Source organism: Paenibacillus sp. 3LSP (genome assembly GCF_032465655.1).
Classification (GTDB): Bacteria; Bacillota; Bacilli; order Paenibacillales; family Paenibacillaceae; genus Fontibacillus; species Fontibacillus barengoltzii.
Genome location: NZ_JAWDJI010000057.1, coordinates 1 through 12,654, shown reverse-complemented (window position 1 = coordinate 12,654; position 12,654 = coordinate 1). Strand labels below are relative to the sequence as shown.

The window sequence follows — 12,654 nt, the reverse complement described above, 5'->3', positions numbered from 1 at the left end:
GCACGTGCCCGTACGTGCCCTTGTGCCCGTCGGCTTCGCGCCGCCGCCCCGGGTCCACCCCGAGCTCGCCGCGCAGCGCCTCCTCGGTGAGCAGCACCCCGGCTTCCGCCATCCCCGGCGGAAGCGCGCGGGGAATGCCGATATAGCGGACGATCACGTCCCCCGCGGCCTTCGCGCCCGGATATTGCGTCAGCCCCGCCTTCAAGAAGGCGAGGCTGACGGTGATCCGGGCCTGAATGCACGGGTCGTGGACCGCGCCGGTATCGGCATCCAGCCCGCTGGGGATGTCGGCTGCCACGATCGGCAGCCGGCTCTCATTCGCCTCCCGAATCAGGGAGGCGTAGGCCCCCCGGGGCGCTCCCTTCGCCCCGGTGCCCAGCAACGCGTCCACGATCCCCGTCACCCCGCGGGATCGGGCCGCCGCCACCGCGCCGGGCGTGTACACCTCGCCCGGCAGCCCCAGCGCTGCAGCGATCGCATGCTGCAGCGCGGCTTCACCGCCGAGTCGCTCCGGCTCCTCGGCGTACAGCAGGCTCACCCGAACGCCCGCATCCACCAAATGGCGGGCGCACACCAGGCCGTCGCCACCGTTATTTCCCTTGCCGATGAGAATCAGCCAATGCTCTTCCGGCCACGCTGGCGGGCTGCCCAGATCCCGGTCCAAGCTGTCCGCACCAGCTGGACGCTCGCGGATCGTCTCCTCGGGGCGCTCCGGCAGCCGCCCTTCCCGCCGTTGCCGGCAAAAAAGCAGCACCTCCTCGGCAATCGCCCGCCCGGCGTTCTCCATTAACGCGACCGCCGGAATGCCGATCTGCTCAATCGCATAGCGGTCGACGGCACGCATTTGCTCGGATGTCACGAATTTCACTGGTTCTCCTCCCCCATCTAACCTAGTACCCTACGGTAAAACGGGTGCCGATATAATACGGGTCCTCCGCTTCGTCCAGAAGGGCTGCTGCGTAATCCTCCGCCGTAATCCGGCTCTGATCCCGTTCGTCGACGACCAGACGGTCTAACCCTAAGCGGAACATCCCTGTGCGCTTCCCGGGCTCGATCAGCGCCGGCGGACTTAACACCGTCCACTCCAGGTCCGACGCCCGGTAGAGGTTCAGCGCTTCTTCATGGGCCCGGGCCAACGGCCGCACCTCCTCCGGAAACTCGGGCGTGTCCATGAGCCGCACACCTGGAGCAACTTCCAAGCCGCCTGCTCCGCCCACAGCGATCAGACGGCGGACACCGCCGCGCTTTACGCCTTCAATCAGCGAACGCGTGGCTTCCAGGAGCTCGTCCTCCTCCCCCAAGCGCGGCCCATACGCGCTGATCACAAGGTCTTGTCCTTGAACCAGCCGGGCGATGGAATCGGGGACCAAAATATCCCCTTCCTTCCGGATCAAATGCCCGGCCCTTTTGGAATCCGTCGGAACGAGATCAGTCACCCCCGTTTCGGCCGCCTGCGCCGGATCTCTGACCACTGCCGTCACTTCATGTCCGCGTTGCAGCGCCTCCACCGCGATTCTTTTTCCAATCATGCCCGTTGCGCCAAATAATACGATCTTCATCTATCGGTACGCCCTTTCTTCGCTGTTGGATGCGATTCCCAAGTTTTGCTGCTTACATTATAATCATCCTGCCCCCGCAAGTCCAAAAACAAAAGGGCTTCCCCCGCCGCGCGGTCAGAAAGCCCCAGATTCCCGCTGATTCCCTTAGCCCGCCTTCCCCAAAGCGAAGCTCAGGATCAAGATGATAAACACAATGGCAGTAATAACTACGTACCGGTAGTCCTTCTCCGCCCAGAACAAAAAGAGCGAGACGAACACCCGAAATACCGGCGTCAAAATGAGCAGCAGCAAACCGGTCTGGATGACCGCAACCGACTTCAAGGCCAGCAAGCCGGACATGATCGCGCCAAAGCTGGTAGGGTACGTATCCCCCGGGTATCCGCTGTCGCCCGTGACCAAAAACTGGATGAGCCCAATTACGATCACAGCGGCAGCGAGGATCACGCCAACCCGGAGCATTTTGCTGATGGCCGTCTCAATCTCAAAGGTGCGGTTTTGCGTTGTCTCGTTATGGTCGCCCATGTCAGCCCCTCCATCCTTGATAGATCATTTGGAACGCCACGTATACCATGACGGGAATAAACAGCTTGCGAATCGTTTTACTCTTCATGCGCTGCATCAAGCGCGAACCGACGGTGGCTCCGATCAACACGCCCAAGGCGACGGGAGCGGATATTACCGGAATAATGTCCCCGCGGAGCAAATAGATCCCTGCACTAGCCGCCGCCGTAACGCCCATCATAAAATTGCTGGTCGCACTCGACACCTTCAGCGGCATTTTCATAAACACGTCCATCGCCATCACTTTAAAGCTCCCGCTGCCAATGCCGAGCAGCCCAGAAATAACGCCTGCACCGTACATGACTCCAAAGCCTTCATAGACGCGGTCTACGTTATAGGCCACGGTCTTGCCCAGCGCCTTGTCATAATACTCCCCTTGCAGCCCCAGCTTTTGGGCTACCGGATGCAGCGGAACGTTTTCCGGCACCTCTTGTTTGCTTTTTTTGATCATGGCATAGGCCGAGTAGAGCAGCAGCAAGGCAAAAATAAAATACAAAAACTGCGGGGCTATCCAAGCCCCGATAAACGCTCCGGTAATCGCCCCGACCGTCGTGGCGATCTCCAGAAACATACCGACCCGCAAATTGGTGATCCGGTCGCGAATGTACGCCACCGCCGATCCGCTTGAAGTGGCGATGACGGAAATGATGCTCGCCCCAATGGCATGGTTAATGTCCACGCCAAACAGCAGTGTCAGCGCGGGGGTCACGATAATTCCGCCGCCCAATCCAAGAATCGAACCCACGATCCCTGCCAAAATCGCGATCATAAAAATTTCAATGACTGTTGTAGTCACTCCGATGGCATCTCCTTTGCCCTTTTCTCACCGGAGGGCTCCATCCGTTGCAAGCCTTCCCATGCTCCATGTTATCGTTGTCTCCAATACATCCCAAGTCCGCCAGGAGCGGTATATTCAAAGCCGAAACGCCGGTACAACTTATCTGCTGGCACATCCGCGATCAGGCTGACATAGGTTTGAGGCTGTGCCTGTTGCTCCAGAAACCTCATAATTTCGCTCATGATCCTTGTGCCAAGGCCTTTGCCTTGAAGATCCGGGCGTACGGCAATGTCCACCACCTGCAAAAAGCAGCCGCCATCGCCCACAACTCTTCCCATCCCCGCTAATCCTGCTTCATCATATAACGAGACGGCGAAGATGGAGTTTCTTAGGCCAATCTCTGCTCCTTCCGCGCTGCGCGGACTCATTCCCGCACGTTCACGAAGCCTCAGATAATCCGCAACTTCAGGCGCTTCGTATCGGATCTTCACCTCTGCCGCAGGATGTCCATTCCTCCCCGCACCGGGTTGTCCATTCATGTCTGCCCCGGGTTGTTCATTCATACCGTTTCCCTCCGCCCGCTGATTTTTTGTGTAAGTTTTCACCAATTTTCAAGTATAACATATTTTCAAAACTCCTGACTCAAGCTTGAATCCGAACGCCTCCTGTGCAATAGTGAAAGGAGGAATATGGAAAGGGTGATCACCGTGTCACTGTCGGAATGGGTTACCTGGCTACAGAGCCCTGATCATGCCGCGCTGGCTGCCTTTCTGGCATTGTCTGCGTTCCTTGCAATTTATATTACCTCACGCAACCAAATGGCTCGGGATGAGCGAATCCGGCTGGATTACGTCAACTCGACCTTGGAACGCTATGCGGCGGCTGCAGGATCGTTGATGTCTGCAACGGAATCCGCTTCGTCAACGCCCGCGGACCCCAGCGCCCTGCGGGACAAGCTGCTGGCTAGCCGGGCTGCGCCTTATGTCAGTGAAAATGTGCTCGCGCAAATCGCCGCTTACATCGAGGACGACGACGCCTCCCGGCTGCCTCTGCTGCTGAGAACCATTGAGCGGGAGAGCGAGACGCTGATCGCCGAACGGGACAAGCTCCTCCGCCACATGGAAGGGCCTGGCTGGGGGAGCTGGCTATGGCGTATGTTTCGCCCCGTTTTGCCAGGAGTACTCGCCGCCGCCTTCTTTATCTCGCTGCTATGGTTGTGGCGCTTGCTGGACACCAGTCTATCCGGCGCTGAAGAAAGCGGAAACGCGTGGGAGCTGGCGATCGGATGGATGCAACTGACCTCAAGTTGGTTTGCGCTGCTAACGCTTTCCCTGGCCGTGCTGGGCGGACGGAACCGGCATGTGAATGCGGTACCGGCTCGGTTGCTCGGCGCCGTGATCGCCGTGTTGGCTGTCGGACATTGGGCTGCTTCATGGCTGGCCCCATATCTGCTCGGGGCCCAGCTGCTCCTGTTTCTCGGCGGATTTCGCCTCAACAGCCGCAAACCGAGGAGGGCCCGTCCGTATGTCGGCCATGATCCGCTGCCGATGACCCCGCAGGCTTCAGACGGCGTCTCCTCCGAAGCCGTGCAGTCGCCAAGTCCTAAGGGCGGCGAGGGCGAAACGACGCAATAAACGCCAACAACCCCGATTCCTTGAGGCGGGACAGGCCTTCGGCCTGACCGCCCGGAATCGGGGTTGTTTTTTAAATTAGGGTGATGTTTCTGATGTTAATGATTCCTGTAGAGACAGGCACCCGGCCCGCTTAACCTTAACGCTGTCTAGATTCACGTAAAGGTTTGGCCGTATGACGGGAAGCTCCGGCAGCCCTGGAGGCATTGCCCGGGTTCAACTCGTAACGTCTGCGCTCCGTACGTTCCATTTGCACGATTTGACCTTCATGGACAACGATGTTTAACGAACCGAATTCCATGCCGCTCAGCAGCTCCGCAATCCGTTCCAGCCAAATTTCATCGACTTGCAATGGTTTCGCCATCCCCCTACCCCTCCCCTGGTTTAGGTATATAGGTAAATTAACAGTTCACGCTGGTATTCACACTTCTAACGGAACCTAGCACCGTTATTTGTACGTTTCGCGGGTGGTTCTAAAGCTAACGGAACGAGAAGGCCTTATTTCGAGCAATTTCTGTTCTCTCTCTACTTTTGGGCCTAATAAGGTCGTTTGGTTCCGTTACAGTGGGAAATGTTCGGGAAATCGGCGAATAAGGGCGTTACGTTCCGTTAGAAGGTGAGACAGAAGCCGAGACCCACGGGATGGGAGTCCGTTCCCACAGATTCCTGGTCCCCGCTCCGGGAACTAGCCCCATGGTTCGCCCCTATAGGTTCGCCGTCGCACGGTTCCTCCATAGGATCCTGCTCGCACCCAAACCGGCTCCAGCCTTCGGCCTCTGCGGAACCGCTGCCTTGGAAGCCATCCCTCAATTCCCTCATCTCACACCGCAGACTCTCCCCGCGCTTTCCCGCTGTAACTCTCCCCAGCTCCGCCTGCGCAACCTGCGTATCTCTGGTCCTTAGCTAGCCACGGTCTCCCTAATGGCTGCTCTTGCGAGTGAACCAGCCTTTGAGCAGCAGGGTCACCAGCGCCAGCAGCAATAAGAGGGATGCCACGGCAAACGACGCAGAAAATTGGTACTCGTTATACAAAATCTCCACGTGCAACGGCAAGGTGTTCGTTTCTCCCCGGATATGGCCCGAGACGACGGAAACCGCGCCGAATTCTCCCATCGCTCGCGCATTACATAGAACAATGCCGTACAATAGACCCCATTTGATGTTCGGCAGCGTGACCTTCCAGAAGATCCGGAACCCCCGAGCTCCCAACGTGATAGCAGCTTCTTCTTCCTGCTGCCCCTGGTCCTCCATCAGCGGAATGAGCTCACGGGCAACAAACGGGAAAGTCACGAACAACGTCGCCAGGATGATGCCCGGCAAGGCAAAAATAATCGAGATATGATGCTCCTCCAGCCATGGTCCGAACCACCCGTGCGAGCCATAAACCAGCACGTAGATTAGACCGCCAATGACCGGCGATACGGCAAACGGCAAGTCGATTAAGGTGACCAATACCTGCTTGCCGCGAAATTTAAATTTGGTGACCGCCCAAGCGGCAGCCACTCCAAAGATCGTATTCAACGGGACGGTAATCACAGCGACGAGCAGCGTCAGCCGCAATGCGGATAATGCATCCGGGTCACGGATGGCTGCGATGTAGACGTCCCAACCTTTCTTGAGCGCCTCCGTCAGGACGACGGCAAGCGGCAATACGATGAGCCACAGCAGGACCAGTACGGCTGCTGTGATCAGCACCCACTTGATGACGCCCGAGCCTTGGCCCACCTGCTTCCGCGGGGCCGTCGGCTTGCTTGCAGCTAATGGCACAGAACCAGCCATCCTCTTCCCTCCCTATCGATTGCGATTGGCGTTTTTCGAGCGTTCTCCATCTCCTAGCGTGCGGTCTTGCGAATCCGACGTTGCAACGTGTTGATGAGCAGCAGCAGCACAAACGAGATGAGCAGCAGCATCAGTGCAACTGCCGTCGCTCCGGCGTAGTCGAATTGCTCCAGCTTCGACATGATCAGCAGCGGGGCGATTTCCGTCTTCATCGGCATATTGCCGGAGATGAAGACCACGGAGCCGTATTCGCCGATGCCGCGGGCAAACGCGAGCGCAAACCCCGTTAGAAGCGGTGGCAGGAGCTCCGGCAGCACGACCTGGCGGAAGGTGCGGAAGCGGCTTGCCCCAAGGGTAGCTGCCGCCTCCTCCACTTCGGCATCCAGGTCCTGCAGCACCGGCTGTACGGTGCGCACCACAAACGGAATGCCGATAAACATCAGCGCAAGCGTGATGCCCGCCGGTGTAAAGGCGATGCGAATCCCCAGCGGTTCGAACAAGGAACCAATCCAGCCGTTGGCTGAGTAGATCGCAGTCAAGGAAACCCCCGCCACCGCCGTCGGCAGGGCAAAAGGAAGGTCGATCATGGCATCAAAAATATTTTTGCCGGGAAAATCGTACCGGACCAGCACCCAGGCCAGCAGCAGCCCAAGCACCGCATCGATCAGTCCGGCCACCGCCGCGGTCACAAAGCTTACTCGGTATGAAGCAAGCACGCGCGGGTCGGTGGCGATATTCCAAAACTTCTCCCAGGTTAGTCCTGTAGAATTGAGCAGCAAGGCGGAAAGCGGGATGAGCACGATCAAGCTGAGGTACAGCACGCTAAATCCCATCGTCAGCCCGAAGCCGGGCAGAACACCGCGCTTTGCAGTGCTACTGTGCATAGTCTTCGCCTCCGATTCGTTACGGTCGGTTCGTATTATTGCGGTAGGTAAATTTGGTTAAAGATGCCGCCGTCATTAAAATGCTTCGCCTGGGCTTCTGCCCATCCGCCAAATTCCTCGATTGTAAACAGCTTGATCTCCGGGAATTTGTCGGCATACTCCGCCTTAACGCTGTCCAGCGTTGGACGATAGTAATTTTCCGCAGCGATCTTCTGTCCTTCTTCCGAATACAGGTACTGCAAATAAGCTTCGGCCACTTCGCGAGTGCCGTTAGCATCTGCATTTTTGTCGACCACGGCAACCGGCGGTTCGGCCAGTATGCTCTCCGACGGATAGACGATATCGAACTTATCCGGCCCCAGCTCCTTCACGGACAACCAGGCTTCGTTCTCCCAAGCCAGCAGCACGTCGCCAAGTCCGCGTTCTACGAACGTCGTTGTAGCGCCGCGCGCCCCGCTGTCGAGAACCGGAACATGCTTGAACAGCTCTTGCACAAACTCCCGTGCTTTCGTTTCGTCGTTATTGTTTTGGTGCAGCGCATATCCCCAAGCCGCCAGGTAATTCCACCGCGCCCCGCCGGAGGTTTGCGGGTTAGGCGTGATCACCTCAACGCCATCCTTGATCAGATCGTTCCAATCCTTAATGTCTTTGGGGTTGCCTTTACGAACTAGGAATACGATCGTAGAAGTGTAGGGCGAGCTGTTATATTCGAACTTTTGCTGCCAACCTTCATTAATCAGCCCGGTTTCCGCAATGGCGTCAATGTCGTATCCCAACGCCAGAGTTACCACGTCGGCCTTCAACCCGTCAATGACAGCCCGGCTTTGCTTGCCTGACCCGCCATGCGACTGCTTAATGGTGACCTTCTGTCCTTTTTCTTTCTCCCAATATGCCGCAAAGGCCTTGTTATAATTTTCGTATAATTCCCGGGTTGGGTCGTAGGATACGTTCAGCAGCTCCACCGCTTTGGGCTTTTCCCCGCCGCCGGAATTGCCGGCTGCCGCGCTGGCCGCATCGTTGCCGCCGCTCGCATTGGACGAGCAAGCTGCCAGAACTCCAATCATCATTAATGCCAGACTCACTAGAACCCCTTGCTTCAACCTTCTGTTCATCGTATCACTCCCCATACTCTTTTCTCGCTTTACTAGGGCAGGGCAGATCTCCACCGCAGCAACCCATTGGACAATGGAAAACGGAGAAACGCCCCACCCCCAACGGTCAAACCGAGCCACTACCCGTGTCTGCCAAGGCAAGTAGAGCGTTCCTCCGTCCGTACGGTGAGAACATTTTTAATTATTCCTACCTGTTTAGTATGCTATGGTGTTATTTTAAATGGGTCAGCCCGGAAATGTCAAACCTTTTTATACAAAAAAAGCAATTTATTTATAAGCCTGCCTTATAGCCGGCACCTACTCCAGCGTAAACAGCGGATCTTCTTCCTCGCCAATCGGATAGGAGGCTACTCTAAAATCGAGCAGCCGACCTTCCACTCTACCGTACGTACCATTCGGTATACGGCGGTTCAACCGCTTGAGTGCAGTTGGCGTAATCATGTTACAACAGCACCGTATGCAACCAAAGAGGGGTTCCAGACGCACATGCAAAAACACCCGAAGACCGGCAAATGCTGGCCTTCGGGTGTCTGGATCGGATCCTCGTCCGCGTAGATGTTCTTACTATCTAATTTCTAATTTGGCGTACCCGCCGCAAAGTCCACCGGCAGCGGCTCGATGCAGGAAGGTTTGCTGATCTTCAAGCTATGCTCCGCCGGTGTCAGACTGCCGCTGTTGGGATCTCGCCGCAGGGCGGCGATATTGCCGCTGTACTGATTGGCCACCAACACATAGTCCTCCAGGACGGCGAAGTTCCGCGGCCAACTGCCTCCCACACTCGTCCATTCCGGGTCTACGAGATGACCGGTGTGCTCATCGATACGGAAACGTACAATGCTGTCATGTCCGCGGTTCGATCCGTAGACGTAACGTCCATCCGGCGAGAAGTGGATATCAGCCGGGTAGTTCTCCCCTTGGAAATCATCCGGCAGCGAGCTGGCGTGCTGGATCGCTTCAAGCCGTCCCTCCACAGGATCGAACGTATACGCCGTCATCGTGTTGTTCAACTCGTTCATGCCGTACGCAAACTGTTCTGATGGATGGAGCACGAAATGCCGTGGACCTGCCCCGGGCGGCAAGTGGGTTACGCCATGCTTAAAGAGCCGCCCGCACTCCAACCGATAGATCACAATCTGGTCCGTCCCCAAGTCGGAGACAAAGGCGAACCGACCATCATGGCTAGGCACAATGCTGTGAGCATGAGCCGACTCCTGGCGCTCCTGGTTAACGCTGCTGCCTTCATGTTGGATCAGGGCAGTCATTTCCCCTAATGCCCCATCCGGTTCCAGTGTAAAGGCATTCACATGCCCGCTGGAATAGTTAGCGACCAGCAAAAATGTATCCCGCCCCCACTTCAAAGCCAGATGGCACGGGTCGGCCCCCAGCGTTGCCCGTTCGCTGTGCAGCATCGCCAGCTTCCCATCCTTCGGATCAACCGTAAATCCAGCGACCTGCCCTTCAGTCTGCTCACTTACCGCATACAATCGCATCCCCTGTGGATCGAAGATCACGAAGGAAGGGTTGGTAAGACCCGCAGTCTCGTGGATAACCCGCATTTCGCCGGTGTCCCTCTGCAGCTCACAGAGATAAATTCCCGGCTCCCCGCGATCGGCATAGGAACCTACAAAAAAGTACCAGTGCTGCCTCGCTTCCTTGCTCACCGATTTCTCTTCCCTTTCTTTCTCAAATTTATCCATCATCTGCTTCACTTCAGACAATGGAAGCCGATCAAAAAACATCTCCACCTGTTTCTCTGCCCCGCTGTAGATTTGGTTCATCACGGCAGGGATGTTCGAGGAAATATTACAGGAAGAGCATTCACTGCCGGAACACCAGTTGGGTTGCAGCGATCCTTGAGCGAAGATGCGATACAAGTCGCCGAGGGACACGTGCGAAAGCTCGCACTTTAGCATATACCCGCCGCGGGCTCCTTCCTTTGTCGTTACGAGGTCATGGCGGCGCAGCAGGCTGAGTACCTTACGTACGCGGGCTGGATGGGTCGCAACGCTGCTAGCGATCTGTTCGCTATTGGCCATGCGATCCTGCTTGGAATCTAAATACAACAAGCAATGAACGGCGACTGTTAATTCACTATTCATCTTCCTTCTTCCCCTTCCCATACCAAGTTTGAAACAAGTGCAGACGAGTATGTTATAATGTTCTCGCGAATCGCTGTTCGCTAGTCACGTTATATCATTATCGCTAATTACTCATTGCTAATAACTCAACACATACATACTATACACTACACTTATAGAAAGGGAACCTCTATGAACCTAATGAATCCCTCGTATATGCAAATCGCCTTTACTGTTGGTGCGATGGCCATGGCCGTCGCTGTTCTGTTTATCCGTCTGAAAGCCAGTCGTCGACCTGTCACGGTGAAGAAAATCATTATCCCGCCGTTCGGAATGACAACCGGTCTTTTCATGTTCGTTGTACCGGAGACGCATATTCCAATTCTGTGGGGCATAATTGCCTTTGCTTTCGGCTGGCTTCTTTTTTCTTATCCGTTGATTCGGACAACCAAGTTCGAGAACATCGGCGGCGAAATTTACGCGGAACGTTCCCGCAGCTTTATCTTCATTCTGATTGGTCTGCTAGTTGTCCGTCTCCTGCTGCATGAGGCTGTAGAACAATACGTCTCCGTCATGCAAACCGCAGCGCTGTTCTTCCTGCTCGCTTATGGCATGATCATTCGCTGGCGGCTGTTTATGCTCAAGCAGTACCGGGCAATGACCAAGAGCTCCACTGCCTCCTGAACCGTAAGTGGTTCAGGAGCAGCCTCCCTTCACAATCGCTCGATTGCGCCCCGCTGCCTTCGCTTGATACAGACAATCGTCGGCATGGCAGATCAATTCCTCCGACGTCATCGGTTCGTGCGGGCACAAGGAGTAACCTCCCATACTGATCGTGACGCAGTTGTCCACTTTCGACCTGTGGTGTTCGATCGCCAAGGCAGCCACCTCTCCCCGCAGCCGTTCCGCCAACTCTAACGTTTGCTGCGCATGGTGACCGGCCAGGATCACGACGAACTCCTCACCGCCGTATCTGGCCGCAAACCCGCGTTCCCGCTTCGCCGCAGCATAGATCGTTTGTGCAACCTTTTTAAGAACCTGATCCCCAGCTTGATGTCCGTAATAGTCATTATAGTCTTTAAAATAATCAATATCTATCATGAGCAGCGATAGCGCGTTGCTTCGTTCCTCGGGAGTTTGCAATTCCCTATCGAGGATCTCATCCAATCTCCGCCGGTTAGGGATTTCTGTCAACCCGTCCAGATTGGTTAACCGAAGCAGCTGTTCGTTAGCCACCTCAAGCTGCTCCTCCGATTCGATCAACTGCCGATGCTGCTCCGACAGTCGGATGAATAAACGATTCACCTCGTTAACAATCGCACAGAGCACAATGGTGGCCGAGATCAGGGAATTGATTTTAGCCACATACCATCCAAGCGTGAAGCGCATGCCGGCCCATAACTCCAGCGTAACCTCCATCAGCAAGGCTAACATTGCCACAGACAGCCACAAGTGCAGCACCGACTGCCTCTTTACTCTCACCCTTAACACTAACAATGCGTACATATTAAGAGCCCATAGGATCGGGCCAATCATCAAATTTTTGAGTTGCCATAAATCATTATTATAAAAAAAATCCGGCAGCCTCTGAACGGCAAGCATCGAAGCTTTATATGAAAAAAATACAAGGAACAAGGTAATGACAATGCCCGCCGTGCCAGATCGAACGATCTGCTTCTTCGACTTTAAGGGAGCAGACCACTTTCGACCTACAAAGGCATATCCCCAGATCCCCAGGGTAATTCCCACATGCCACATCACCCACACCCATCCCGCCGTTTGCTCCTTAATCGCTTCAACATCCGCGATGTTGATGAAGAGACTCGGAAAGGTCAAGACGTACAAGAGTGACATGAAACAGCCGAACAAATAAGTGCAGAAGATAACTAGCAAAGCCGGTAGACCGGAAGCTCGGTACTGACTATACATGGTAATGGCGGTTAACAAATTGCCGAAAATAATGCAGCCAACAATGGCCGATAAATATTGATCTTTATGTGGAAGTTCAATCATTCCAAACGGTAATGTAATCAACGACACGACGGTAATGAAAACTGAGAGGATGATCGCCCACTTTCGCTGCCTTGGGCTGTAGGGGATGTCAAAAACCTGGGGTGCCACTTTATACTTTACGCGCATCAACGCCCTCCTACTTTTCGATACATGTCATAATTAAACATATTCGATTTTAGATAGGGGTGCAATCCTTTTCCTAGGTAGTTTCCCCTGAAAAAGTCAGGGTGTTTTGAGCATAATTAAAAGGAATTCAGCA

General features: G+C 55.3%; 15 protein-coding genes. 2 read left to right on the top strand and 13 right to left on the bottom strand.

The genetic code is table 11. The annotated features are described in order from the left end of the window. From RW092_RS03910 to RW092_RS03890, 5 genes are all read right to left on the bottom strand, one after another. Window positions 1-868 (bottom strand): NAD(P)H-hydrate epimerase (locus RW092_RS03910; protein WP_316009592.1); only part of this gene is annotated, 868 nt, incomplete at its 3' end. A 22-nt stretch (window positions 869-890) separates the two neighbouring features. Then, the gene (locus RW092_RS03905; protein ID WP_016313679.1) at window positions 891-1,559 is read right to left on the bottom strand and encodes an NAD(P)-dependent oxidoreductase; all 669 of its coding nucleotides are present in this window, start codon (window positions 1,557-1,559) and stop codon (window positions 891-893) included. A gap of 144 nt (window positions 1,560-1,703) precedes the next feature. Further along, window positions 1,704-2,081 (bottom strand): DUF1634 domain-containing protein, encoded by a 378-nt coding sequence (locus tag RW092_RS03900; RefSeq protein WP_016313680.1) that lies wholly within the window; start codon window positions 2,079-2,081, stop codon window positions 1,704-1,706. Between the two features lies 1 nt (window position 2,082). Next, window positions 2,083-2,889: a sulfite exporter TauE/SafE family protein gene (locus RW092_RS03895; protein ID WP_406879023.1), complete on the bottom strand. Its 807-nt coding sequence runs from the start codon at window positions 2,887-2,889 to the stop codon at window positions 2,083-2,085. Between the two features lie 98 nt (window positions 2,890-2,987). Further along, window positions 2,988-3,437, bottom strand: coding sequence for a GNAT family N-acetyltransferase (locus RW092_RS03890; protein WP_051417101.1), 450 nt, complete (start codon window positions 3,435-3,437; stop codon window positions 2,988-2,990). Between the two features lie 159 nt (window positions 3,438-3,596). On the opposite strand from RW092_RS03890, the gene RW092_RS03885 reads away from it, so the two are divergent. After that, window positions 3,597-4,532: a hypothetical protein gene (locus RW092_RS03885; protein WP_316009591.1), complete on the top strand. Its 936-nt coding sequence runs from the start codon at window positions 3,597-3,599 to the stop codon at window positions 4,530-4,532. Window positions 4,533-4,668: 136 nt separating this feature from the next. On the opposite strand, the gene RW092_RS03880 is transcribed toward RW092_RS03885, so the two are convergent. From RW092_RS03880 to RW092_RS03850, 7 genes are all read right to left on the bottom strand, one after another. Beyond that, a complete protein-coding gene (locus RW092_RS03880; protein WP_028539853.1) occupies window positions 4,669-4,893 on the bottom strand; it encodes a YezD family protein in 225 nt (74 codons plus the stop codon). A gap of 245 nt (window positions 4,894-5,138) precedes the next feature. Continuing rightward, window positions 5,139-5,348, bottom strand: a complete 210-nt coding sequence (locus RW092_RS03875) for a hypothetical protein (protein WP_316009590.1) — start codon at window positions 5,346-5,348, stop codon at window positions 5,139-5,141. A 99-nt stretch (window positions 5,349-5,447) separates the two neighbouring features. Continuing rightward, on the bottom strand, window positions 5,448-6,308 hold the full coding sequence (cysW, locus tag RW092_RS03870; protein WP_028539854.1) for a sulfate ABC transporter permease subunit CysW: 861 nt from the start codon (window positions 6,306-6,308) through the stop codon (window positions 5,448-5,450). A 53-nt stretch (window positions 6,309-6,361) separates the two neighbouring features. Further along, a complete protein-coding gene (cysT, locus tag RW092_RS03865) occupies window positions 6,362-7,192 on the bottom strand; it encodes a sulfate ABC transporter permease subunit CysT (RefSeq protein WP_316009589.1) in 831 nt (276 codons plus the stop codon). 35 nt (window positions 7,193-7,227) lie between these two features. Further along, window positions 7,228-8,304 carry a sulfate ABC transporter substrate-binding protein gene (locus RW092_RS03860; RefSeq protein WP_316009588.1) on the bottom strand — a complete coding sequence of 359 codons (1,077 nt, stop codon included), beginning with the start codon at window positions 8,302-8,304 and terminating at the stop codon, window positions 7,228-7,230. Between the two features lie 297 nt (window positions 8,305-8,601). Beyond that, window positions 8,602-8,745, bottom strand: coding sequence for a hypothetical protein (locus tag RW092_RS03855; protein WP_176222469.1), 144 nt, complete (start codon window positions 8,743-8,745; stop codon window positions 8,602-8,604). Window positions 8,746-8,879: 134 nt separating this feature from the next. After that, window positions 8,880-10,403 carry a beta-propeller fold lactonase family protein gene (locus RW092_RS03850; RefSeq protein ID WP_316009587.1) on the bottom strand — a complete coding sequence of 508 codons (1,524 nt, stop codon included), beginning with the start codon at window positions 10,401-10,403 and terminating at the stop codon, window positions 8,880-8,882. Between the two features lie 171 nt (window positions 10,404-10,574). On the opposite strand from RW092_RS03850, the gene RW092_RS03845 reads away from it, so the two are divergent. Continuing rightward, window positions 10,575-11,066, top strand: a complete 492-nt coding sequence (locus RW092_RS03845; RefSeq protein WP_316009586.1) for a CcdC family protein — start codon at window positions 10,575-10,577, stop codon at window positions 11,064-11,066. Between the two features lie 12 nt (window positions 11,067-11,078). Here the strand turns inward: RW092_RS03845 and RW092_RS03840 are convergent, their stop codons facing one another. Continuing rightward, entirely contained in the window at window positions 11,079-12,521 is a 1,443-nt protein-coding gene (locus RW092_RS03840) for a sensor domain-containing diguanylate cyclase (RefSeq protein ID WP_316009585.1), read from the bottom strand. Window positions 12,522-12,654 lie beyond the last annotated feature (133 nt).